Raw genomic sequence first — 25,387 nt, forward strand, 5'->3', positions numbered from 1 at the left:
TCTACTCTGCTGACGTTAAAGAGATTTCTTCCTCAAAAACTGCTCAATTTCTTTTGGAATTTTTTTCATACTTGTGACAGATATTGGAGCAATTTTTTCCAAGGCTGTCTGAATTTGCCGTCCGTAACGTTTGGTTAACATGCGATTGTCTAAAATGACGACTGCTGACTGCTGCTCTTGGTGTCGAATTGTACGTCCCAAAGCCTGTTTTAGGCGTAAAATCGCAACAGGCAAGCTATAATCATAAAAAGGATTCTTACCTTCTTGCCGCAATTTGCGATTGAGTTTCTGCGTAAAGAAATCACTCGGATTGTCAAATGGAATGCGTGTAATGACTTCAATCATTTGCTCCTGACTGGAGAAATCTGTTCCTTCCCAAAAACTACCCGACCCCAATAAAATACTCGTTTCCCCTCTGTCAAAACGACGTTTAATATTAGCCGCTTCACCATTCTTATACTGGGCTAAATGAGGTAGGCACAAGCGTTCTGAAACAGCTAACAATAACGCTTTCGATGTAAATAAAACGAAAAGTGGAACTTCCTGAGTAGCTAATTTATGAACCCATTTGACAATCAATTCTGCATAAGTGTCCACATCCAAGTCTACAACATTTGGAAAATTCTTATCCAACCATATTTTCTGCTGATGTTTCTGCTTTTGTGGTAACTGATAAAATGGTGCATTTTCAAAACCAAGTAAATGCGCTAAATGCACTTTTTTACTGATTTCAAGCGTGGCTGAAACGAATAAGACTTGAACTTCTTCAGGCAGCAAAGCTCGAAAATCTAGCACTTCTAGGCAAGCGGCTTCTAACATCGTCACTCGATAATCATCAAACTGCTCTTCTTTTAACCAGAACTGGTCGTATTTTGTGACAAAAATAGTGCGTAAGTCAGAAAGAGATCTTTGATCTAACTCTGATAAATCTTGTCGGAGTTTGGAACAGGTTTCTTTCGTTAACTCATTTTTCTTGTAGTGTTGGAATTGTTCCACCGCATGAGCCAGCTCAAATTGAATATCTTCTAATAAACGACGTTTCAAAATGGTATCTGCTATTTCAAGTTCTGATTGAATTTGCTGCAAGCATTTTGTCATATTGAGAGATTTTCGAGAAAGATTTTCCAAAGCTAAAAACAACTTCTGAGCTTCATCTACAATCAAAAGTCGATTCTCCACTATAGATTTATCATCTTCTAGCCGCGTCAAAAAGTAAGCATGATTGGTCACTAATACACGACTGCGTTTGGACTTTTCTTGACCTTTTTGCCAAAAATCTGCACCATAAAAGAGGGATTTTTTGCTCAATTTTCCATCATGAAGCACCTGTTGAAAATAGGTCTGATAGCGATGCCGTTGACCAATTTCATCCAAATCACCAGATTCTGTTTCTGTGAGCCAAACTAAAAGTAACATTTTGCAACGATTGACCAGACGATTATCATCTACTTGTTGCAAACTATCATAAAAGAAGTCAAGTTTCAAATAATTGGCAGGACTTTTTAAGCTATGAACAGAAAGATGAAAGATTTCTTCTAACTTTTGTCCTTCATTTGCTACAATCTGATCCTGCAACACTTTCGTAGGAACCGTTACCAAAATTTGCTTGCTCGTTTGAACCAAAGCCGGAAGCAAGTAACCATAGGTCTTGCCTAAACCTGTCTGAGCTTGTAAAAAACTTGGCTGCTGACTTTTTAAAGCTCGTTCTACATCATGCGCAAACTCATCTTGTTCTTTTCGCTCCTCTAAATCCAGTAAATTGATGTTGTGTTGGAAATTTTTGGATAGTTTTCTCGCTTTTTTAATTTTTTTACTTTTTCTAAGAAAAATCCCCTGCCACTTCATCAAATCGTGGCAGGTTATGTCCGACATTTGGTTAAAAGCATCTTCTATTGCTAAGCGTGATTCGTAAATCAAACTATCCGAAAATTTCAACAAATATTCCACTAATTCTTTCGGAAGTTTTCGGATTTTTTCTTGTATTTTTAAAAATAATGTAGCCGTTGCTGAGGCATCTGCAAGCGCTGTATGCGCATGTTTCAAAGGAATGTCTAACTGTTCACATAATATTCCTAGATTGTATTTTTCAAACGTTGGGAAAAAGACTTGCGCAAGCTCTACTGTATCTACCCTCGGAGTCACTAATTCAAATCCTTCCCAAAAGAGGGCTTCTGCTAATAAATTAGCATCAAATTTCACATTATGAGCCACAAAAATGGCATCCTCAATCAACTCATAAATCTCACGAGCTACTTGAGAAAAGTCTGGCGCCCTTCTCAATCGCTTGTCTGTCAATCCTGTTAATTGGCAAATATGAGAATCCAGCTTCTCATGAGGATTCACATCGGTTTCATAAGTTTTAACAATCTGACCATTTTCAATCAGCACAATCCCGACTTGAATAATCTTTGCGTTGCTGCTGGCACTCGTTGCCTCTAAATCCACCACAGCATATTTTCTTTTTTCTTGTGTCATATTAGAAAAATTATACCATAAATCCAACTATTTCGTATCACGTTTTACGCCTTATTTTCCCTTGATAAATAGCTTGATATTTCTTTTATGTCATTTTTCATATTTTTTGCTAAACTATGAAGTGAAAGGAGTTCTCATGATAACGATTCATAAAACTTTAAACGCTCAAGCATACGAAAATACTTATTATTTAGAAAATGAGCATCACCTCATCGTAGTTGATCCAGGTAGTGACTGGGATAAAATTGCAGCAAAAATCCAAGAAATCAATAAGCCAATTACAGCTATTTTGCTGACCCATACTCATTACGATCATATTATGAGTGTTGATTTAGTTCGTCAACATTTTGGACATCCACCTGTCTATGTCGCTGAAAGTGAAGCAACTTGGCTTTACACTCCGGAGTATAATCTATCTGGACTAGCTCGCCACCAAGATATTGATAACATCATTCTCCAGCCTGCCAATGTCTTTTTTGACTATCATAGTCCTTACAGTCTAGATGATTTTTATTTTTACGCCGTACCAACACCAGGACATTCAATCGGTGGTGTCTCAATCATCTTTCCTAACGAGCACTTTGTTTTAACTGGCGATGCTTTATTCTGCGAATCAATTGGTCGAACGGACCTCTATACTGGAAATATAGAACAACTCATTTCTAGCATCAAAAACGAGTTGCTGGCCTTGCCTGATTATGATGTTTACCCTGGTCATGGTCCTCAAACCACCATTGTTCATGAAAAAATGTTTAATCCATTTTTGCATTAAAAAAGCCCTAAATGAACTGCATCTCGAAAGTTAGATTTTTCTGTCTAACTTTCGGGTCAGGGTTCAATAGGGTTTTTATTATCACTTCTTTTTTAAATTTTCAAGAATCGTCTCATTGAGAGAACCGAGCCAAATGCTCCGATGATAATTCCTACGACAAAAAGGAAGGAAATCATCAATGGAATAAAGGTTTTGGGTACAATCATTGAAAGATTTTGACTAGCAAGAGATGGATTAAATGACTTATAGGCCATTTCGTAAATAAAATAGACCAAGCCAGCTGGAACAACTGCCCCAAGCAAGCCAATCCAAGCTCCTTCTAACAAGAACGGACCTCGAATGTAACTGTTTTTTGCTCCCACCAGACGCATGATTTGAATTTCACGACTGCGTGAAATAATCGTAATCCGAATAGTATTTGAAATCAAGAAAACAGCAATAAAGACTAAGAGAAGCGCTCCTACAATTCCCCATGTACGGATAAAATTAGCTAACGCAAAAATACGTTTTGTATTGGCTCCACCGTATTCTACTTCAGAAACCCCTTCTACTTTCTTCGCATTGTTTGCGACAGAGGTAACGTATTTGGGGTCAGTTGTATCGACAATATAAGCGTCATGTAGGGGATTGGCATCTCCTTCAAAGAGTTTCCAATCTTTACCCATGACTTCTGTTAGTTTCTTTAATTGTTCTTGCTTGCTAGAAAATGTTACTGATTTCACATTTGACATTTTGTTGAGGGCATCATATACCTTATGGTAGTCCTCATTTTTAACTGTTTGACCTTCTTTTGTAATGGTCTCTTCATTGTCCGCTGTATCTGGTCGCATATAGACCATAACCCGCACATTATTTTCAATATCTGTTGCTAGCTTCGCTGTGTTTAAAATGACTGACACAAAGATTGCGACTAACCCTAGTGTAATCATCACGGAGCTGACTGCAGCAACTGTCATCCAACCATTTCGCTTCAAACTTTTGAGCGATTCAAGCAGGTGACTTAAAAATCTACTATTCATCGTATCCGTACTCTCCTTTTGCTTCATCACGCACCACACGACCATTTTCGATGGCAATAACGCGGTGACGCAAAGTATTTACAATTTGGCTATTGTGGGTCGCCATTAGAACAGTCGTCCCTTGCAGGTTAATTCGCTCCAGTAGATTCATGATTTCCCACGAATTATCTGGATCCAAATTCCCCGTCGGTTCATCGGCAATCAAAACTTTAGGATTGTTCACAATCGCACGAGCAATGGCAATCCGCTGCTGCTCCCCACCTGAGAGTTCATTTGGAAATGAACGGACTTTGTGTTTTAAACCAACCAAATCCAACACTTCCATAACGCGCTTTTTGATATTCCGACGGCGTTCTCCAATAACTTCCATAGCGTAGGCGATATTTTCATAAACTGTCTTTTTGGGTAGCAACTTATAGTCTTGGAAAACGACACCAACATTCCGACGTAGCATTGGAATATCGCGTTTTTTAATCTTAGCAAGATTAAAGCCAGCAACTTGCAGACTTCCCTTATCAACTTTCACTTCACGATACAATAATCGAATAAAAGTTGATTTCCCTGCTCCAGAAGGACCTACAATATAGGTGAATTCTCCTGGCTCTACTTCAATGGACACACCACGCAGGGCTGTTGTCCCGTTGTCATACTTTTTGACAACATCTCTCATTTCAATAATTGACATTTATTGTTAAGAGTTCCTTTCGTAAGATAGTTTAGGGAGTGGGAGAGGAAACTATGATTGCATTGCAATTACGGTTGTCTGCACCACTCTCGTAAATTTAATATTTAGTTTAACCGCCATTTCAAGTAGGCATCGATGAAGCCATCAATATCTCCGTCCATGACTTTATCAACTTGGGCTACTTCATAACCAGTTCGATGATCCTTCACCATGGTATAGGGCGTAAAGACATAAGAGCGGATTTGACTTCCCCAAGAAATTTCTTTTTTGTCTCCCTTTAAGGAATCCACTTCAGCTGCTTTTTTTTCTTGCTCCATTTGGTAGAGTTTCGCTTGAAGCAATTTCATTGCCCGATCACGGTTTCCATATTGTGTGCGGTCAACAGTGGATTGTGTCACAATTCCTGTCGGTATGTGCGTCAAACGCACCCCTGTCGAAACTTTATTAACATTTTGCCCGCCGGCACCACCGGAACGGAAAGTATCCATCTTGATGTCTTCGTCTCGCACCTCAATTTCAATCGTGTCATCCAACTCCGGCATGACTTCCACTGAAGTAAAAGAAGTGTGACGACGCTTAGCTGAGTCAAATGGCGAAATGCGCACCAAGCGATGAACTCCCATTTCAGACTTCAACAAACCATAGGCATGAGGACCCTCAAAAGACAAGGTAACAGACTTAATTCCCGCTTCATCTCCCGCTTGATAGTCCAATACTTCAACCTTGAAACCATGAGCATTGCCAAAGCGTGTATACATCCGCAGCAACATATCCCCCCAGTCTTGAGCTTCTGTTCCACCAGAGCCTGGATGAATTTCAAGGATAGCATTGTTATTATCATAAGGTTCCGACAAGAGGAGTGTCATTTCATAGCTGGTCATTTTTGTTTCCAACTCTGCTAATTTTTCTTCCAACTCTTCCTGTACAGAATCATCCTCCGCTAGAAAATCAAGCAAAATCTCTGATTCGTCAAATAAATCAGTCATTTGCTGGAAGTTATCATAGGTTTGCTTAAGTTCATTTAATTCTTGAGATGTTTTTTGTGCTGCAATATTATCATCCCAAAAATCAGGTTCTGTCATCTTATTTTCTAAGATTGCAATTTCTTCTTCCAGACCTTCTAAGTCAAAGAGACCCCCTGAAAGAAGCTAATTTTTCACGATTTGCGTCAATTTTTTGACGAATTTCTGAAATATCCATACTTACCTCTTTTCACATATCGTTTTATTATATCACAAGTCAGTATTTTTTTCTAATTTCTGACAGAGTCCAATAATAGTTATTGTATAAAATTTCTAATTCTGAATCAAGAAATTTCGTTCTTTGTTACATGATTGTTAGATAGATTGCCATCTGGCTAAAAATATTAAGAGGTTAGATACGTCAAAATGATATTCATGATAGTCCCTTCTTTACAACCTTTCGCTCGAGAATTTCTAAAACGCCTGATTCTTGATTGCTTGGTGCTTGATACTTTGCTGTTTTCTTGACCTTTTCAGAAGCATTTGCCATCGCATAGCTGTGACCCACATAAGCTAGCATTTCTAGGTCATTTCCACCGTCCCCAAAAGCCATCATCTCCTGTGGTGCAATACCAAAATGCTGACTAAGTAATTCAAGAGCAGAGCCTTTATGAACACCTCTTTGGATGATATCAATCGAACCATGTCCACTTGAAACTGCCTGAACGAGTTGACCAGTAACTTGATTTAGCTTTTCAAGGAGTTGATCTGTTTTTTCTTCTGGCACCAATAAAGCTAACTTGACAAAATCATCTTCTGGTAAATCCTGAAAATTAGGGATTTCTTTCAATGCATGGTAATAAATTGCAATTTCTTCTTTGTACTGTTTGGGTGCTGACTTGATCAAATAAGCAGAATGAAGCCCACAAAGAGTTGTCGCATTTTCTAATCCTTCTAACATAAGCACGTCTAAAACCTTTCCAATCTCTGTTCTAGCGATTTTTTCTTCTCGTAATAGCTTCTCTCCCTCAAAAATTAGTGCTCCATTTTCTGAAACAATAATTAACTCATCCTGATATTTTGGAAAAAATGAAGCCAGTTGGGCATATTGATTGCCTGAAATGACGACCACTTTTATATCTTTTTCTTGCAATGCTCGATAAATTTTCTCAAAGCGCTTCACATCGTAGGTATTGTCTGAGTGCAGAAATGTACCGTCCATGTCAAATGCTACTAATTTTATCATTCGTAGACCTCCTCTTGCTTCTATTTTACACCAAAAGACTTAAACTTTCCTATGATTTTTGACGAAAAATTTATTTCTTTCATTTTACCTCAAATATGCTACACTAGGAGCATGACAAATTTAGCATTTACGAGTGATCTTCATTTGGTTTCAAACCAATTTACTGATTAAGAAATCACTATTTTAATGGAACTATTAGCAGCAAGAAAGGTTGATCATATTCATTTCGCAGGGGATCTGTCTAATGATTTTGAGCACATTAGTTTGCCTTTTTACAAAAGCTCAAAAAGTCCTTCTCCGCTTCTTACAATTTAGGCAATCATGACATGCTAGGAATGACTGAAGATGAGATTCAACAGCACGATTTCAACATACAATCATTTGGGCAGACTCAGTTTATTAGCCTAGCAGGTTGGTATGACTATGGATTTGTTCCTGAAAAAACATTTGAAGAACACAAACGGATCAAGCAATTTTTCTGGTTTGATAGGCGATTGAACCGCGATACAGATGATCCTGCACTTACGCAGCATAGCTTGGAACAACTTGAAAAAATTTTAGCTTCTCTGAATGATCCTATTATCCTAGCTATGCATTTTGTTCCTCACAAAGATTTTCTTTACAATCACCCTTATTTTCAGCGCTTTAATGCTTTTCTGGGTAGTCAATCCTTTCATAATCTCTTTGTCAAATATGGTGTGAAAGATGTTGTCTTTGGTCATCTTCACCACCGCCACTCCGCTCGAATGATTGACGGTGTCTGCTATCATACAAGACCTCTTGGTTACATCCGCGAATGGCAGTTGACTCAGCAATTTTTTGAAGATTATCCTCAATACAAAATCCCTCAAATGTACCGTCTCCACAAACGCTATAATGCAGTAAAAGACTTATCTCTTTTCCAATCATATAAGAAAAAGCACCTCCGAAAAGAACTAGAAGATGCCCTTATCATTTTTGATATTTAGTACGAAAACAACTGAATAGCTTCTCTTAGCTCGTCTGAGAGAGCTTTTTCTTTGTCTAACTGAAGATAAACTTCTAACAAGCACGAACGAGCATTAGAAAATTGTAAGAAGTCTGTTGAGTTTTCTAGTGGAAAGTCAAGTGAAGTTAACCAAGCTGCAACTCTGGTTTGTGAGAGTCTATCATTTAAAACAGCCTGATAGATGACTCGTGCCAAACGCCAGTCCTCATCACTGATAAAGCGCCAATTCACTCTTTTAAAAATCTTTTCTAATACTTGTAGAACTTCATTTACTCGTGTTATAGGAAAATCTGGGTGACAAATAATCTCAACTAAAAGATCTGCACCATGAGCAAAGGCATGCACCCAACCATATTCTTCAGAATAGCCAGTCCTATCATTTTCATACAGCAAATAAGACATTCCTTGTTCAAATAGAGCCATTCTTTGCTGACTAGAAAGTCTTTTAAAATAAAGTGAATTTTTCTTAGCATCCGCATGTAGCAAATTAGCGAATAATAAAGCCGTAAAAGATCGAGTCAGAGTCGCTTGACCAACCTCTTCTTTTTTATACAAGAGTCCCTGTCGTTTTAGAGCCTCAATCACTACAAAATCAAACTGATCCTTTGTAAATAGTTGTTCTTGTATGGCTCTAGCTAGAGAAACAAAAATTAACTCATCTCGTATTTTATAATCAGGATGACCGATATAATCTAACATCCAAAGAATTTCTTCTCTTTCATAATGCACTTGATTATCAAGTAACCTCTGCTGTAACCTATCTTTTATTCTTACCATTTTATTCCTCGGCTAAGATGAAAAACTCACCATCCTGTTTAAGAAACTGTCCACAAATACTATTATTAATATCATCAGGCGCTAAATACTTTTTTGACCATTGACATATCGTTTCAAAAATTGGTATCACAGACTCTGCTTTTTCTATCAACTGATAAGTAACGCGCATAGGGATTTCATTATATTGTCGTCTTTCTACCATATTATTTTGCATCAATTCTTTCAAAGTTCTAGAGAGAACAGTATCTGTAATATCTAGCATTTCTGCTTTTAGCTCATTATAGCGCAATGAGCCTTTGATAAAAAGAATACAAATAATGCGCGAATTCCATTTTCCTCCAAAAATATCTAACCCATATTCTAATGGACAGCGGAGTTCTCTTTCAATTTTTCGTTGATACATATCTGCCTCCTCACAAAATAGTTAGTTACTCACTAATTTGGTAACGTATTGCATTTAAAATAGCACTATTTTATAATAAATTCAAATAAAAGGAAAGGAAAGGAGACTTAATACTATGTCTCAGGTTAAAGCATATTTACAAATCACTCTAGATATTCCGGATGAAAGTCGTCCTGCCGTAGCGAAAGTTTATAATGACTATCGCAAGCCATTTCTAGATACTATCGAAGGGGCTGTGAGCAAGAACTTACTTATTCGCACAGAAGATGTGCAAGTTTTACATGGTTTTGACTCTGTTGAGCACGCTCAAAATTATCTACAAAGTGATATGTTCAAAAATGATGTTTTTGTTGGACTTCAACCACTTTGGAAACAAGATCCAGATGTTCGTATTTATGGCTTGTAATAAGGACTTAAAATTGTCGTATTCACGGCAATTTTTTATTATAGTTTGACAATTAAAAAAGCCACCCAAAGATGACTTTTCTGTCTTAAATGGCATTTTTATCCATTCCTAATTTACGTTGAACAAATTTAACAATTTCCACGATGATAATCATGGAGAAACTTCCAATGAGAACGGCTGCCCATTGTGAGAGGTCTAATTTTGTTACATGGAAAATTCCTTCTAGTGGCTCAACCAAAATGGTAGAAGCCAATAAAATGAATGAAACAAGAATAGACCAGTTGAAAGTTTTAGATTTGAATGGCCCAACTGTTAGAAGTGATTGATAAACAGATTTTACATTAAAGGCATGGAAAAGCTGGATTAGTCCAAGCGTTGCAAAGGACATGGTCAACGCATCCGCATGAATAGCTCTCATGTCACCAACATGAACTGGATTCATCAAAGCATAAGCATAAACACCGAGTACCAAAGCACCTTGCAAAAGCCCTTGATAAATAATCGAACTCATGACACCACCTGAGAAAAAGCTAGACTTACGACCACGCGGTTTATGCGTCATCACACCCGGCTCAGCTGACTCAACCCCTAGTGCAATAGCTGGGAAAGTATCTGTCACAAGGTTAATCCAGAGAAGATGAACCGGCTGCAGCACATCCCAGCCAAAAAGAGTTGCAAGGAAAATCGTCAACACTTCTGCTGTATTGGCTGAAAGCAAATATTGAATGGTCTTTTGAATGTTAGAGAAGACTTTCCGTCCTTCCTCAACAGCCACGATAATCGTTGCAAAATTATCATCAGCCAGAATCATGTCAGAAGCACCTTTCGAAACTTCTGTCCCTGTAATCCCCATTCCGATACCGATGTCGGCTGTCTTCAAGGCTGGTGCATCATTGACACCGTCACCTGTCATAGCAACAACCTTGCCTTGATGTTGCCATGCTTTGACAATTCGCACCTTATGCTCAGGAGATACACGCGCATAGACAGAATATTGACCAACAACTTTTTCAAACTCTTCGTCTGACAATTCGTTAAGCTCAGCACCAGTCATGACATGGTCTTTACTATCATCATTGATAATTCCAAGGCGTTTAGCAATAGCCTCCGCTGTGTCTTGGTGATCCCCCGTAATCATAATCGGACGGATACCCGCTTCTTTAGCCACTCGAACAGCTTCAGCAGCTTCTGGTCGTTCAGGGTCAATCATCCCAATCATACCTGTGAATATTAAATCATTTTCAAGATTTTCAGATGTTAAGTTTTCTGGAATTTCATCAATAATTTTATAGGCACCAGCTAAAACACGCAAGGCCTGATGAGCCATACCTGAATTATTTTCCTTAATTAACTGAGTCGTTGCTTCATCAATCGGCGCAATATCGCCTGCCTTGTCACGAGCCACACAACGTTTTAAAAGTTGATCTGGCGCACCTTTTACAGCCACCAAAAATTTACCATCTGGCAAAGGATGAATGGTTGACATGAGCTTACGTTCAGAATCGAATGGCAATTCTGCGACACGAGGATATTTCTCTAAGAAAGCTTTGACATCATACCCTTTATCAAGTGCATACTGAACAAAAGCTGTTTCCGTTGGATCTCCAATGAGTTTTCCATCTTGATCGATTTTAGTATCATTAGCAAGGACAACCGAGCGTAACAATGGCAAGTCAAGTCCGAGGTCAATATCTTGTTTTGCTTCATGCAAACTGCCGTCATAAAAGACTTTTTCAACCGTCATCTTGTTCATGGTCAAGGTACCCGTCTTATCAGAAGCAATAATTTCAGTAGAGCCAAGCGTTTCAACTGCAGGAAGCTTTCTAACAATAGAATTTCTCTTCGCCAAAACTTGTGTGCCAAGTGCCAAGACAATGGTCACAATAGCAGGAAGTCCTTCTGGAATTGCTGCCACAGCAAGTGCGACTGATGTCATCAATTCGCCCAGCGGGTCTTTTCCTTGAACGAATACACCAACCACAAAAGTGATAGCTGCAATAATTAAAATCGCATAGGTGAGCACTTTTGACAGACCATTTAGATTTTGCTTGAGTGGAGTATCTGTTTCATCAGCGTTTTGGAGCATACCAGCAATATGACCGACTTCTGTAAACATACCTGTATTGACAACGACACCCATTCCCCGTCCATACGTAACGTTTGAATTTTGGAATGCCATATTGATACGGTCGCCAATACCTGCATCAGCAGCTACATCAACAGTCAGATGTTTTTCAACTGGAACGGATTCGCCAGTCAGAGCCGCTTCTTCAATTTTTAAAGAATTTGCTTCTAAAAGACGCATGTCAGCAGGTACCACATCACCTGCTTCCAGCATAACGATGTCTCCAGGGACCAATTCTTTTGAGTCTACTTCTGTCACATGCCCGTCACGCAGCGCACGCGCAGCTGGGCTAGACATAGATTTGAGTGCTTCAATTGCTTCTTCTGCCTTACCTTCTTGGTAAACTCCAAAAATGGCATTAATAATGACCACAGCTAGGATAATAATCGCATCTGCAATATCTTCACCACCTGAAGTCACAACCGAAAGAATAGCCGCAATCAGCAAAATAAGAATCATCAAATCCTTAAATTGCTCAACGAATTTCATCAGAAGGGATTTTTTCTCTCCCTCATCCAGTTCATTGCGTCCGTATTCATCTAAACGCTTAGCGGCTTCATTGCTTGATAAACCTTGCTCAGAAGTTTCTAAATTTTTTAAAACTTCCTCCGAACCTTGCGTATAAAACGCTTGGCGTTTTTGTTCTTTTGACAAAATATTTCCTCCTTTGATCCCTTTTTGACAAACAAAAAGAGACCTGTTTATTGCAACAAGTCTCGCTGTTTCATACAAGGCCGGAAATTGCTTTCGTATTGACGACCTTGTAACGGATATCCCGCTAGCTACTCCCTTGAGTGTTTTTATTATATCAAATTCTTCAATTTTTTCAAGCAAAAAAAGTTCAATTTCTATCTATTTTACCCAACAAAGAATAAGACGCAATAAATAAAATAATCGCTATGACAAGTGTCCCTGTTAGGTCAAAGAACATATTAAGCTTTGTCTTGTTATAAAAAACCAAATAAATCTGCTGAGAATGAAAATAGCCGTCATCACTAAACTAGGAAGGATTCTTTTCATATCTTCTACCTCCACGAAATTTCCATTTGATAATCCGCAAAAGTTCGTTCGCCATCAGGCATTCTCAATTGATAATGAAGTTCAATTATCTGCTTTTTCAAATCAACTTGGTAATGGCTTGTTTTCGTGATAAATTGCTGCATGCCTATTGGTGTGGGAATGCCAACCAAAGCTTCTCCTCCTTTGATAAATCGCATCAAGGATTTAGGGGTGGAGAAGCGTGTCATGACTAGTTCTTCATCATGAAACTTCAGCACAACCTTCTCTCCTTCTTCATTTTTAAACAATAAATAATGATAAGCGCCCTTTTGAGTCCAATCTACATCGTAACTTTGGTCAATTTGTTCCACTTGCTCATCCATTTGAATTCGATTTTGGATTCTAATTTTCACTCTTCAAATTTCCTCGTCTTCCTATTTCTTTTTTCATTTTAGCAGAAAATCAAAAATATTTCTCCCATTTTTTCTTATACTTTTATTTTACCATAGCTCTGAATGGGAGAATTTTTGAATTAAAACAGCAAGTTTGAATCGCTATTTTCAGAGGTTATAGATTACTTTGTTATTTGGACTGCTAGACGAGATGTGGTATAATAGAGCCATGATTGAAAAAGTATTTCGTGATCCCGTCCACAATTACATTCATGTGGATCACCAAGTCATCTATGATTTAATAAACACCAAAGAATTTCAACGACTGCGCCGCATTAAACAGTTAGGAACTTCCGGCTATACTTTTCACGGAGGCGAGCACAGCCGTTTTTCGCATTGCCTCGGAGCATATGAAATTTCAAGACGAATTACAAAAATCTTTGACGAAAAATATCCAGAGGTTTGGGATTGTCATGAAAGCTTACTTGTCATGGCAACAGCCCTCTTGCACGATGTCGGTCACGGCGCTTATTCACATACTTTCGAGCGTCTCTTTGATACCGACCACGAGGAAATTACACGCCAGATTATCACAAACCCTGAAACAGAGATTAACAAAGTTCTGGTTCAAGTTTCGCCTGATTTTCCGGAAAAAGTAGCCAGCGTTATCAACCACACCTATCCAAACAAACAGGTGGTGCAACTTATTTCCAGTCAGATTGATGTCGATCGCATGGATTATCTCTTGCGAGACTCCTACTATACAGGCGCTTCTTATGGACAATTTGATTTAACACGGATTTTGCGCGTTATTTGTCCTGTTGAAAATGGCATTGCTTTTAAGCGCAACGGCATGCATGCCGTGGAAGACTATGTCGTCAGTCGGTACCAGATGTATATGCAGGTTTATTTTCATCCTGCTAGTCGGGCAATGGAAGTGCTCTTGCAAAACTTGCTCAAGCGAGCTAAATTTCTCTACGAAAAGCAGAAAGACTATTTTGCACTCTCTTCTCCCAACCTCATTCCTTTCTTTGAAAAGCGAGTGACCTTGAAAGATTATTTAGCACTGGATGACGGCGTGATGAATACTTATTTTCAGGTCTGGATGACAAGCCCTGATACGATTTTGTCTGACTTGGCACAGCGTTTCATCAACCGCAAAGTCTTTAAATCCATTATTTTTTCAAAGGAAAATGAAAAAAATCTGAATGTTATGCGGGATTTGGTTGCAGAAGTCGGTTTTGATCCTGACTACTATACCGCTATTCACCGCAATTTTGATCTACCTTATGATTTTTATCGTCCAGATGTCGAAAAACCACGCACTCAGATTGAAATTATCCAAAAGGATGGCAGTCTCGCGGAGTTGTCCACTTTATCCCCTATCGTCGAAACATTAGCAGGCACAAGGCACGGCGACAACCGTTTCTATTTCCCAAAAGAAATGCTGAAAGAAGCTGGACTTTTTAGTGAAAATAGTAAAACTTTCTTGTCGTATATCAAAAACGACCAATTTATATATGGAGAAGCACACGAACATGAGTATTAAACTAGTTGCCGTTGATATTGACGGAACCTTATTGAACAATAAAAGAGAAGTCACACCTGAGGTTTTCAGTGCTGTACAAGATGCGAAAGCTGCTGGAGTAAAGATTGTCATTGCAACCGGACGCCCTATTCCAGGAGTGAGAAATTTACTCGAAGAATTACACCTAAATGAGCCAGGCGACTATGTCATTACCTTCAATGGCGGGCTGGTGCAAGATACAGTAACAGGGGAGGAATATATCAAAGAACCCCTGTCTTATGAGGATTATCTGGACATCGAATGCCTCAGCCGCAAGCTAGGAGTTCATATGCACGCTATCACCAAGGACGGCATTTATACTGCTAACCGTAACATTGGAAAATATACTGTTTACGAAGCTGGGTTAGTTAATATGCCAGTCTACTACCGCACTCCAGAGGAAATGATAGATAAAGAAATCGTTAAAATCATGTATATTGACGAACCAGAAATTTTGGATCAAGCAATCACGAAACTTCCTAAAGAATTGTACGATAAATACACACTCGTAAAATCTGCACCTTTTTACTTAGAAATTGTCAACAAAACTGTCAACAAAGGAGCTGCAGTCGTGCATCTAGCAGAAAAATTAGGATTGACAAAAGAGGAGACTATGGCGATTGGTGACGAAGAAAATGATCGTTCTATGCTAGAAGTCGTGGGAAATCCTGTTGTAATGGAAAATGGGACTGATGAACTGAAAAAAATCGCCAAATACATTACCAAATCAAATGACGAATCAGGCGTTGCATACGCTATTAGAGAGTGGGTTTTAAACTAATGTACACTTATAAAATCGGAATCTCTGCTCAAGAACACGATGATTTTGTTAAGCAAAGTTCTCAAACCAACTTACTTCAAAGCGCTTCTTGGGCAAAGGTTAAAGATAACTGGGACAATGAACGAATTGGTTTTTACAAAAATAATCAATTAGTAGCCTCGGCTAGCATTCTCATCAAGCCACTGCCGCTCAGTATGACCATGCTTTATATTCCGCGTGGCCCTATTATGGACTATCAAGATCAGGAATTGCTACACTTTGTTCTGACTTCTTTAAAAAAATTTGCCAAAACTAAAAAAGCTCTTTTTATCAAGTTTGATCCTAGTCTTTTCTTAGTTCAAAATCAAAGTGGGGAAGAACGACAGGACAATCCAAAAACTCTTGATTTGATTAACAACTTGCAAAAAGCAGGTGCTATCTGGCTTGGACGCACTGAATTATTGGATGAAACCATTCAGCCACGCTTTCAAGCAAATATTTACAAGGATAATTTCAGTGAAGAACTTTTATCGAAAAGCACACGACAAGCTATTCGCACTGCTCGCAACAAAGGTATTCAAGTCCAATTTGGTGGTTCAGAGCTTTTGGACGATTTCTCTGCTTTGATGAAAAAAACAGAAAATCGAAAAAGTATCCATCTGCGTGGTCAAGATTATTATCAAAAACTGCTGGATACTTACCCTGAGCAGTCCTATATCACACTTGCAAGTATTAATTTAAACGAGCGTCTAGAAAATCTCCAAGTACAAAAATCCAAGGCTGAAAAAGAAGCCAGCAAGTTCACTGAAAAAACCAAGCCCGGTAAAATTGAAAACAATAAGCAAGAACAAAAACGACTGCAAGAAGAAATAGATTTCTTGGCAGAAAAAATTGCTCAAGGTGCCACAACCGTGCCTTTATCTGGAACCTTGGTTCTCGAATATGGTGCCACTTCTGAAAATATCTATGCTGGAATGGATGAAGAATACCGCCGCTACCAGCCAGCTCTCCTCACTTGGTATGAAACAGCAAAGCACGCCTTTGACCGTGGGGCGAACTGGCAAAACATGGGTGGTGTTGAAAATGATTTAGACGGCGGACTTTATCACTTTAAGTCCAAGTTCAATCCAACCATTGAAGAGTTTGTCGGTGAATTTAACCTCCCAACTAATCCTCTCTATCATCTCTCGAACTTTGCTTATACTTTGAGAAAGAAATACCGCAGCAAACACTAAGAAAGGAATCGCATGACACTCAAACAACTTCGTCAGGAAGAATTTGTAAAACACAGCGCTTCTTGCGCTCAACGTTCTTTTATGCAGACGGTAGAAATGGAGAAGCTCTTATCAAAACGTGGCTTTACTTGTCAATATGTAGGATACACAAATGAGCATGACGAAGTGACTGTTTCAGCTGTGCTCTACAGTATGCCCATGACAGGTGGACTTCACATGGAAATAAATTGTGGCCCTGTTTCAACAAATCCTCAAGACCTGCAAGCTTTTTACCGTGAACTCAAGACCTACGCCAAAGAAAATGGTGCTTTAGAGCTAATTGTCAAACCTTATGAAACTTATCAAACATTTGACAGCAATGGTCAACCTACTTCGCCCGAAAAAACAGAATTGATAAAAGATTTGACAGACTTAGGTTATGAATTTGATGGTTTACAGACTGGCTATCCCGGTGGAGAACCTGACTGGCACTATGTCAAAGATCTGGCAGGTCTTACCGAAAAAGACCTCATCAAATCCTTCAGCAAAAATGGCAAATCAACCGTCAAAAAGGCGAATACTTTCGGCATTCAATTAAAAAAATTGAAGCGAGATGAATTAAATATTTTCAAGGAAATCACTTCTGCCACTTCCGAGCGCCGTGAATATAGTGACAAACCTTTGGATTATTACCAAGATTTCTACGATGCTTTTGGCAATCAAGCAGACTTTATGATTGCAACGCTTAATTTTCAAGATTATCTGCAACATCTGCAAAATGATCAAAAAAAACTCAGACAAAAAATTCAAAAATTAGAAGCGGATTTAGAAAAAAATCCTCAGTCGGAGAAAAAGCACAATCAACTGCGTGAATTATCTAGCCAATTTGAAAGCTTTGAAACACGTAAGGCCGAAGCACAAGAATTGATAGATAAATATGGAATGGAAGACCAAGTGCTTGCTGGCAGCCTCTTCCTCTATACACCACAAGAAGCGACCTACCTCTTTAGTGGTTCCTATCCTGAATTTAACAAATTTTATGCCCCAGCGCTTCTCCAAGAATATGTCATGAAAGAAGCTATCAAGCGACATATTCCCTTTTACAATTTTCTTGGTATTACAGGAATTTTCGATGGCTCAGACGGTGTGCTCCGTTTCAAGCAAAATTTCAATGGCTACATTGTTCGCAAAATGGGCACCTTCCGCTATTATCCACAACCACTTAAATTTAAAATTCTCAGTTTGATTAAAAAACTGCTACGGCGCGCTTAAAACTCTCAAACAGCTTTTTGAGAGTTTTTAAATATTCGTATTTTAGATAGGACTTATCAAATATGCTGAAACGATTTATTTCAAAAAAACTACTAGCGATTTACTTTCTGTTTATCGTGCTGACATGGATTGAGTCAGTTTTAAACCCAACGCTCGTTCGGATGATTATTGATAGTTTTCAAACGAAAAATTTAAAAATTCTCTGGCAAATCTTGATGTTGGGAATTCTTGGAAATATGCTGATTGTCTTAGGTTTAGCAGGCAAACGCTATTTCTATGCAAAAGTCATTGCAGATTTCAATGCAAATATAAAAGGAAAGATGTTTGCTACTTTTTTGTATGAAAATCAACTGGCAAATGAAGATATTCTTTCTGACTTGGAAAATGATGTAAAGCAAATTGATAGCTTTTACCATTCCTCGTTGAATTTCCCTAAAAATAAAATTATTGTGGACAACATCGTTTAAAAATTTTAAAATTTGCCCTGTTGTAAAATGAAGTGTAATAAAAAGGCCAGTATAAATATCCTGACCTTTTTTAACTTCCACTATTATCCATCTAAAAACTTCCGCCACTGCCCCCGTGACTTCTGTCTGATGAAGATGTATGTGTGCTACTACCCCCAGAATCACTGGAGCTGCTAGGCTCCGGTTTTGCTTTCTTATCTACATTTGAGTAGAGGAAGAATTCTTGAGCATTAGTAATCTGGAGACTATTTTTCTTGATGTAATCAGTGGCTCCGGTTTGATGATAGACAGATTTGAGCTGACCTTTCATTCCTGTTACGATGAGAAAGGCAATACCAAAGCCAATAGCCAATGCTCCAGGAATCCAGTACCAACTTAAAGGCTCCTTAGGGAGATTTTTTACATCATAAGGCTGCCCTTTTCGTGCTTGAGTGAGGAATTCATCACACTGCTCAGCGTAGGTTGTAAAAGCAGCATTGTAGTCACCATCTTTTAAATCAGGCAAGAACTGCTTTGATAGGTAGTCTAAGCCAGCATCGGTAAAAGCAGTGATGCCGTAGCCTGTCGTTGAAATATGCCACTTCCGTTCTGCCATACTGATTAAGAAAAGCACCCCATCATGATTTTTTCCTTGACCGTAGCCATTGTAGTCGAAGTAGTCATCTGCGAAGTCTTGAGCACTTTTTCCTTCCAGACTCTTAACGGTCACGACAACAACATCGCATTTTTGGCGCTGACTAATGTCTTGGAGCTTTGCTAGTAAGACTTTTTCTTGATTCGGCTTCAGCAAGTCCGCTTCATCTACCAGTAATGGATTGGCCGATGCATTGAGCAATTTGGTTACTTTATTGAGATAATACCGAACACCGCTATAAATATTTTTCCCACTCTCAAAAGCTTTCCAAAGTATGTCGTCACTCTTTGCTCCTAGCTTTTCTTTAGCGTTTCCGGCATAATATAGGATCCATTCATTTTTTTCTTTATCAACAGCAAGGAGAATACCTTCAGCTGTGCCTGCAGATTCTTGATAAACCTTTTCAGCATAAGACAAAATACCATCTTCACCTACTGATTTTGCTGCTAAAAAGTAAACTTTCAAATGATATTGTTCTTCAATAGCTTTAGCCGCTTTGTTAATCTCTGTTATTTCCTTGCTTGAAAAGGCTGAGACTTCATCACGAATATAGCTGGTTTCTTCTGCACAGACAGTCCCAATCATGAGAAAGGAGAGAAGAAGAGTTGTCAGTAATGTTATGAATTTCTTCAACATAATCTCATCCTCCCTTCTTACAGTAAGTGAATCATCCATACAGCCGCATAACTAACTAAACTTGCCGCCACGCCCAGTCCAATTAGCCAACGTCTATAAGCTTGCTTGTCTAAGGGCAAATCTCCGACGAATTTACCAGTCTGACCATTCATCGCAAAGACAAACTTTTTGCCCCTCCAAGTCGTATTTAAGAGCCAAACTGGATAGAGAACATACTTAGTTGAACCATTTATCAAGCGAATATTCGAAGATTCTGGGGTAACGGCAGAAAACCCCGTAACTGTATCTTCAAAGGCTTCCTCCGTGCTTTGCTTGACACGGCTGTTAGCATGAGTAATGCTCTCCTCGGCTCCGACATCATATTTATCTGCTAGGTATCCTGCTAGGTAAGCTGTCTGAAAATCAACAGCTTCTGAAAAATCAAAGGGTTCAATGGATTCCATTAATTGATCATCCAATTTACTTGAACCGTCTACTGGGATATGTTCAAACGCTAACTGACCGGAACGAATAACTGAAAAATAGCTTGTTTCGGTATAGTCATACTCACTATCACTCCATGTTCTAATCCTGCTTGCTTTATAATGAACATCCGCATCTGCTTCTGTGTCAAAAAGCCAGAACGGAACATAAACCCCCTTTACTTCATCAATATGATTTTGGTCTTTAAAAACTTTTGGCAAGAGACGTTTCCCCATGAGATGCTTGTTCAGATTCGCCTTTGCTGCCTTTTTATCTAATTTGAATGGAATCACATAATCTGGCTTTAAATCACCAGCAAAGCGTCCCATCATAACAACAGGATTATCGCAGAATGGACACGAAGTGGCTGCTGTTGACTCGTCAGCAACAATTTCACCACCACAAGATTTACAGACATAAACTGATAGCTGATCAATCTCGCCTGTATCCCATTCACCACCAGCCTGCGTACTCCAGGTCATATTTTCATCAGTCTGGGTTTTTAATTGTTCATCCAATTCCTTCAAACTTGACATATCCAATTCGGAATCACAATAAGGACACTTCATTTTCTGGATTGAACTATTAAATTCAAGAGCACCGCCACAATTTGGACATTTATATTCTTGTAAATCAGCCATGATGACCTCCTTTCTACTGTCATCGAACTATGAGATAGTTAGAAAAGCTTTTAAACAAGGTCATTTTCATCAAATACATTGCCACATTCAGGGCAGAATTTAGGTGGATTATAAGCATCTTCTGGTTGCCAGCCACAATTGCTACAACGATATTGACGGCGGGTTTCTGGTTTCGGTTGACCACAGTTTGAACAGTATTTACCATTATTGACAGTCCCACAAGTACAAGTCCAGCTGTCACTCACAGGTTTTGGTGAACCGCATTCTGGACAGAACTTGCCGGATGCTTCATGCCCATTTGGACAAGTCCATTTATCTGCAGTAGTTTGAGTTTGAGAGGTTGCACTCGCTGTTTGCGTTTGCTGACTAGCGGCCTGCTCTTGTCCCATAGCAAAAAGATTTTGGGCATTCATACCGCCTGCGCCTGCTGCCATTCCTACTCCCATAAAGCCAGTCATAGCACCTCCTGGATTTTCAGCCGCTGCTTTCATAGCATCTGCCTGTGCACCGACTAAGGTAGCCGCTGCCATGGTTGGGTCCTTCATAATAGCCACACGTTGAGCCTGCTTAATCATTTCAGCATCTTCGTCTGGAAGAGTTACTGAACCAAGAGCTACACTGATGACTTTCAAACCACGAAGCTCGCCCCATTTGCTAGAGAGTGCTTCATTCATAGCATTTTCGAGTTCTGTATTATGGCTAACAATTTGATTTGGTCGCAATTCTAAATCAGACAATGTAGCGAATGCTGGTTGAAGAGCACTGATAAATTCTGTTTTCAGTTGTGATTCTAACTCTTCACGTAAATATTCTTTTTCGACATTGCCACAGACATTGGTATAGAAAAGAAGTGGGTCTGCAATCTTATAAGAATAAACACCAGAGCAACGGACAGAAACATCCACATCTAAGCCGATTTTTGAGTCCACTACACGAAACGGAATCGGATTTGGTGTGCCAAACTTATTATCAATCAGCTCTTTTGTATTGAAATAATAAACACGCTGATCTTTGCCTGTATCACCACCATAAGTGAACCGTTTTCCGATTTGTTTGAAGGTCTCCTTAATGGAATCACCTAAATTACCTGTAAAAATGCTCGGCTCGCTAGAGGTGTCGTAAGTGAATTGACCGGGCTCAGCACAAACTTCGACAATTTTTCCCTGCTCAACAATCATCATACACTGACCGTCTGCAACAGCAATTCCAGAACCATTCGAAATAATGTTGTCGCTGCCCTTCGTATTAGATGAACGTCCAGATACTTGCTTTTGTCCTTTGACCACCATGACGGACTTGTCCATGGCATCACAGTAAAAGAATTCTTTCCATTGGTCAGCCAATACGCCGCCTACGGCACCAATTCCTGCTTTAATGAGTCCCATAAGAATCTCCTTTCTCTCTTTAAAAAGCATGTTTCCGTTACCTTAAACTGTACTACTGAACGACATCATCTCCTTTGTCATAAATTTGTGAGTTTTTACAAAAAATCATACGCTAACTGGCAATATTTGTCTTTTTATCGCAACATAATTAGCTGTATGAAAGCGTTTTATCTTCAAAACTATTGTACCATATTTTTATAAAATTGTAACTATCAAAAATATAAGTGAATCGTAAGGAAATTGGAATAACTATCTTTTTCAGTCAAAAAATCTTTATAAAACACCACAACCTAACAGTACAAATAAAAAAACGAATAATTCCGATGTTCTGACTAACAGAATATCGAAACTGTTCGTTTTTTGTATGATTTTTATGCAACTCTCTTAGATTTCATTTTTTGAAATCTTTGTAGAGACAAGCACAGATCTATCTCGCTTAAAGTAATATGACATTACAATTTTTCAGGAACAGCTGTAAGTAATTCTTGAATAGCTGCTTGGTTGCTTCCTCCAGCCATAGCCATATCTGGTTTACCACCACCACGACCAGCTACGATTGGAGCAAGTTCCTTGATTAGATTGCCAGCGTGAATATCTTTTGTTTTGCTAGCCACAAGAACATTCACTTTCTCACCAATGGCTGCCACAAGTACAAGAACGTCTGAATAGTCTTTTTGTTTCCAAGTGTCTGCAAAAGTGCGTAGAGCACCTGCATCAGATACAGAAACTTTGCTGGCAATAAAGCTGTGTCCATTAGCTTCCTGAACATTCTTGAAGACTTCACCTGAAGCAGCGGCAGCTGCTTTTTCTTTCAGCTCAGCATTTTCTTTTTGCAATTGACGAAGTTGTTCTTGCAAGGCTTCAACCTTACGTGATACTTCTTTCATTTGTGGGACTTTCAATGTCGTTGCAATAGCTTTCAAAGCATCTTCTTCCTGACGATACGCTTCAAATGCTTCTTTGCTGGTTACCGCAAGAATGCGACGAGTTCCTGAGCCAATTCCTTCTTCTTTGACAATCTTAAAAAGACCAATTTCAGAAGTATTCTTCATGTGAGTACCACCACACAGCTCAATAGAATAATCTCCAATTGTCACCACACGAACTTCTTTACCGTATTTTTCACCAAAGAGAGCCATTGCTCCCATTTCTTTAGCCGTATCAATGTCTGTTTCAATCGTTTTGATGTCAATCGCTTCCCAGATTTTTTCATTGACTTCTTGCTCAATACGACGTAGTTCTTCTGCTGTAACTGCTTGGAAATGAGTGAAGTCAAAGCGAAGAAATTCTACTTCATTGAGAGAGCCTGCTTGCGTTGCGTGTTTACCTAAAACATTGTGAAGAGCCGCATGAAGCAAGTGTGTTGCTGTGTGATTCTTCATAACACGGTGACGACGATTGTGGTCAATTTCAAGCTTATACTCTTGGTTTAATGCGAGTGGTGCTACCACTTCTACCGTATGGAGCGGTTGTCCATTCGGCGCTTTTTGAACATCTACGACTTGTGCAACGAGATTGCCTGCAAGGTCCAAGATTTGTCCGTGGTCTGCTACTTGTCCGCCCATTTCAGCATAAAATGGCGTTTCTGCAAAAACGAGGTAAGCCTTACCAGAAGTCACTTCTTCTACTTCTTTATCATCTGCCACAATCGCAACCAACTTCGCAGATAAAGCCTCTTTTTCATAGTTAAAGTGGCTTTCAGCTGTAATGTTTTGCAAGGTTTCATTTTGCATGCCCATAGATCCACCTTTAACAACACTAGCCCGTGCGCGTTCTTGCTGCTCTTTCATAGCAGCTTCAAAGCCTTTGCGGTCTACTGTCATACCAGCTTCTTCGGCAATTTCTTCGGTCAATTCTACTGGGAAACCATAGGTATCATACAGTTTAAAGACATCCGTTCCTGAAATAACAGACTGTCCTTTTTCCTTTAACTCTTCTACAATGCTTTGTGCAAAGTGTTGACCGGAATGAAGCGTGCGAGCAAAGGACTCTTCTTCACTTTTGATGATTTTTTCGATAAAATCTTGCTTTTCAAGCACTTCTGGATAATAGCTTTCCATAATTTTTCCGACAGTTGGAACAAGTTTGTAAAGGAAAGGCTCATTGATTCCTAATTTTTGACCATGCATAGAAGCACGACGGAGCAAGCGACGCAAAACATAACCACGTCCTTCATTTCCTGGAAGCGCACCATCGCCAATAGCAAATGACAGAGAGCGGATATGGTCTGCAATGACCTTGAAGCTCATATTGTCACCGTCTGGATTGTAAGTCTTACCGGATAACTTCTCTACTTCACGAATAATCGGCATAAAGAGGTCTGTTTCAAAATTAGTTTTTGCCCCTTGAATAACAGCTACAAGACGCTCTAGACCTGCACCCGTATCAATATTTTTGTGAGGCAGCTCCTTGTATTCACTTCTTGGAACAGCTGGATCAGCATTGAATTGGGACAAAACAATATTCCAAATTTCAATATAACGATCATTTTCAATATCTTCTGCAAGCAAACGAATTCCTTGATGTTCAGGGTCAAATACTTCCCCACGGTCAAAGAAGATTTCTGTATCTGGTCCAGAAGGTCCTGCACCAATTTCCCAGAAATTGTCTTCAATTGGAATCAAATGACTTGGATCGACACCAACTGAAATCCAACGATTATAAGAATCATGATCATCTGGATAGTAAGTCATGTAGAGCTTGTCTTTTGGAAAATCAAACCACTCAGGACTAGTCAGGAGCTCAAAAGCCCATTCAATCGCTTCATCACGGAAATAATCACCAATAGAAAAATTCCCCAGCATTTCAAACATGGTATGATGACGTGCTGTTTTTCCGACATTTTCAATGTCATTCGTCCGAATCGCTTTCTGCGCATTGGTAATCCGTGGATTTTCTGGAATAATGGTCCCGTCGAAATATTTCTTTAATGTTGCTACGCCAGAGTTAATCCAGAGTAGGGTCGGGTCATTGACTGGTACTAGACTAACAGACGGTTCGACAGCATGACCTTTTGAGGCCCAAAAATCTAGCCACATTTGGCGTACTTGAGCACTTGATAATTGTTTCATTTTCTTCTCCTTAAAACATTTCTCTAACT

Annotated in this window: 20 protein-coding genes and 1 pseudogene; 8 read left to right on the plus strand and 13 right to left on the minus strand. The window is 39.1% G+C overall.

Annotation, left to right across the window (positions count from 1 at the left end; translation table 11 throughout):
* Positions 1-15: 15 nt before the first annotated feature.
* On the minus strand, positions 16-2,475 hold the full coding sequence (locus IYQ91_RS02225) for a bifunctional DnaQ family exonuclease/ATP-dependent helicase (RefSeq protein WP_195672939.1): 2,460 nt from the start codon (positions 2,473-2,475) through the stop codon (positions 16-18).
* Positions 2,476-2,611: 136 nt separating this feature from the next.
* Between IYQ91_RS02225 and IYQ91_RS02230 the strand changes: the two genes are divergently transcribed.
* Positions 2,612-3,247 (plus strand): MBL fold metallo-hydrolase, encoded by a 636-nt coding sequence (locus IYQ91_RS02230; protein ID WP_195672940.1) that lies wholly within the window; start codon positions 2,612-2,614, stop codon positions 3,245-3,247.
* A 92-nt stretch (positions 3,248-3,339) separates the two neighbouring features.
* Here IYQ91_RS02230 and ftsX read toward each other — a convergent pair whose 3' ends face one another.
* The 4 genes from ftsX to IYQ91_RS02250 form a co-directional block, all read right to left on the minus strand.
* A complete protein-coding gene (ftsX, locus tag IYQ91_RS02235; RefSeq protein WP_003037328.1) occupies positions 3,340-4,266 on the minus strand; it encodes a permease-like cell division protein FtsX in 927 nt (308 codons plus the stop codon).
* Positions 4,259-4,951: a cell division ATP-binding protein FtsE gene (ftsE, locus tag IYQ91_RS02240; protein ID WP_003025346.1), complete on the minus strand. Its 693-nt coding sequence runs from the start codon at positions 4,949-4,951 to the stop codon at positions 4,259-4,261. Before ftsE ends, ftsX begins: the two co-directional genes overlap by 8 nt.
* A 104-nt stretch (positions 4,952-5,055) precedes the next feature.
* Positions 5,056-6,151 (minus strand): peptide chain release factor 2 gene (prfB, locus tag IYQ91_RS02245; RefSeq protein ID WP_195672941.1). Its coding sequence is split into 2 segments (ribosomal slippage): positions 5,056-6,078 and positions 6,080-6,151, totalling 1,095 coding nucleotides; the frame shifts between segments, so codons are not numbered across the junction.
* Between the two features lie 195 nt (positions 6,152-6,346).
* Positions 6,347-7,159: a Cof-type HAD-IIB family hydrolase gene (locus IYQ91_RS02250; protein ID WP_195672942.1), complete on the minus strand. Its 813-nt coding sequence runs from the start codon at positions 7,157-7,159 to the stop codon at positions 6,347-6,349.
* Positions 7,160-7,345: 186 nt separating this feature from the next.
* Here IYQ91_RS02250 and IYQ91_RS02255 point away from each other — a divergent pair.
* Positions 7,346-8,127 (plus strand): annotated as a pseudogene (locus IYQ91_RS02255) (metallophosphoesterase).
* On the opposite strand, the gene IYQ91_RS02260 reads toward IYQ91_RS02255, so the two are convergent.
* Both IYQ91_RS02260 and IYQ91_RS02265 read right to left on the minus strand, forming a co-directional pair.
* Positions 8,124-8,924 carry a DUF2785 domain-containing protein gene (locus IYQ91_RS02260; protein WP_229311595.1) on the minus strand — a complete coding sequence of 267 codons (801 nt, stop codon included), beginning with the start codon at positions 8,922-8,924 and terminating at the stop codon, positions 8,124-8,126. The pseudogene IYQ91_RS02255 and the gene IYQ91_RS02260 sit on opposite strands and share 4 nt — an antisense overlap.
* A 1-nt stretch (position 8,925) precedes the next feature.
* The gene (locus IYQ91_RS02265; RefSeq protein ID WP_126466620.1) at positions 8,926-9,327 is read right to left on the minus strand and encodes a winged helix-turn-helix transcriptional regulator; all 402 of its coding nucleotides are present in this window, start codon (positions 9,325-9,327) and stop codon (positions 8,926-8,928) included.
* A gap of 115 nt (positions 9,328-9,442) precedes the next feature.
* On the opposite strand from IYQ91_RS02265, the gene IYQ91_RS02270 reads away from it, so the two are divergent.
* Entirely contained in the window at positions 9,443-9,733 is a 291-nt protein-coding gene (locus IYQ91_RS02270) for a hypothetical protein (RefSeq protein ID WP_126466619.1), read from the plus strand.
* Between the two features lie 85 nt (positions 9,734-9,818).
* Here the strand turns inward: IYQ91_RS02270 and IYQ91_RS02275 are convergent, their stop codons facing one another.
* Both IYQ91_RS02275 and IYQ91_RS02280 read right to left on the minus strand, forming a co-directional pair.
* Positions 9,819-12,512: a cation-translocating P-type ATPase gene (locus IYQ91_RS02275; RefSeq protein ID WP_126466618.1), complete on the minus strand. Its 2,694-nt coding sequence runs from the start codon at positions 12,510-12,512 to the stop codon at positions 9,819-9,821.
* A gap of 371 nt (positions 12,513-12,883) precedes the next feature.
* Positions 12,884-13,270 (minus strand): DUF1934 domain-containing protein, encoded by a 387-nt coding sequence (locus tag IYQ91_RS02280; RefSeq protein WP_022526788.1) that lies wholly within the window; start codon positions 13,268-13,270, stop codon positions 12,884-12,886.
* A 208-nt stretch (positions 13,271-13,478) separates the two neighbouring features.
* On the opposite strand from IYQ91_RS02280, the gene IYQ91_RS02285 reads away from it, so the two are divergent.
* The 5 genes from IYQ91_RS02285 to IYQ91_RS02305 all read left to right on the plus strand — a co-directional run bounded on the left by IYQ91_RS02285 (position 13,479) and on the right by IYQ91_RS02305 (position 18,529).
* Positions 13,479-14,798, plus strand: coding sequence for an HD domain-containing protein (locus IYQ91_RS02285; protein ID WP_022526787.1), 1,320 nt, complete (start codon positions 13,479-13,481; stop codon positions 14,796-14,798).
* Entirely contained in the window at positions 14,788-15,597 is an 810-nt protein-coding gene (gene yidA / locus IYQ91_RS02290; RefSeq protein ID WP_195672943.1) for a sugar-phosphatase, read from the plus strand. The genes IYQ91_RS02285 and yidA overlap by 11 nt, the downstream gene beginning before the upstream one ends.
* Positions 15,597-16,811: an aminoacyltransferase gene (locus tag IYQ91_RS02295; protein ID WP_195672944.1), complete on the plus strand. Its 1,215-nt coding sequence runs from the start codon at positions 15,597-15,599 to the stop codon at positions 16,809-16,811. Before yidA ends, IYQ91_RS02295 begins: the two co-directional genes overlap by 1 nt.
* Positions 16,812-16,823: 12 nt before the next feature.
* Entirely contained in the window at positions 16,824-18,062 is a 1,239-nt protein-coding gene (locus IYQ91_RS02300) for an aminoacyltransferase (RefSeq protein ID WP_195672945.1), read from the plus strand.
* A gap of 62 nt (positions 18,063-18,124) precedes the next feature.
* Complete coding sequence (locus IYQ91_RS02305) at positions 18,125-18,529, plus strand: ABC transporter ATP-binding protein (protein ID WP_195672946.1); 405 nt, start codon at positions 18,125-18,127, stop codon at positions 18,527-18,529.
* 91 nt (positions 18,530-18,620) lie between these two features.
* On the opposite strand, the gene IYQ91_RS02310 is transcribed toward IYQ91_RS02305, so the two are convergent.
* The 4 genes from IYQ91_RS02310 to alaS form a co-directional block, all read right to left on the minus strand.
* The gene (locus tag IYQ91_RS02310; protein ID WP_003069847.1) at positions 18,621-19,799 is read right to left on the minus strand and encodes a TPM domain-containing protein; all 1,179 of its coding nucleotides are present in this window, start codon (positions 19,797-19,799) and stop codon (positions 18,621-18,623) included.
* A gap of 17 nt (positions 19,800-19,816) precedes the next feature.
* Positions 19,817-20,902: a hypothetical protein gene (locus IYQ91_RS02315; RefSeq protein WP_006270133.1), complete on the minus strand. Its 1,086-nt coding sequence runs from the start codon at positions 20,900-20,902 to the stop codon at positions 19,817-19,819.
* 50 nt (positions 20,903-20,952) lie between these two features.
* Positions 20,953-22,287 carry an SPFH domain-containing protein gene (locus tag IYQ91_RS02320; protein ID WP_037597404.1) on the minus strand — a complete coding sequence of 445 codons (1,335 nt, stop codon included), beginning with the start codon at positions 22,285-22,287 and terminating at the stop codon, positions 20,953-20,955.
* A 452-nt stretch (positions 22,288-22,739) separates the two neighbouring features.
* Positions 22,740-25,358, minus strand: coding sequence for an alanine--tRNA ligase (gene alaS, locus IYQ91_RS02325; RefSeq protein WP_195672947.1), 2,619 nt, complete (start codon positions 25,356-25,358; stop codon positions 22,740-22,742).
* Between the last annotated feature and the right edge of the window lie 29 nt (positions 25,359-25,387).

The sequence above is a fragment of the Streptococcus sp. HF-2466 genome (assembly GCF_015594645.1).
In the GTDB taxonomy this organism is placed as follows: Bacteria; Bacillota; Bacilli; order Lactobacillales; family Streptococcaceae; genus Streptococcus; species Streptococcus anginosus.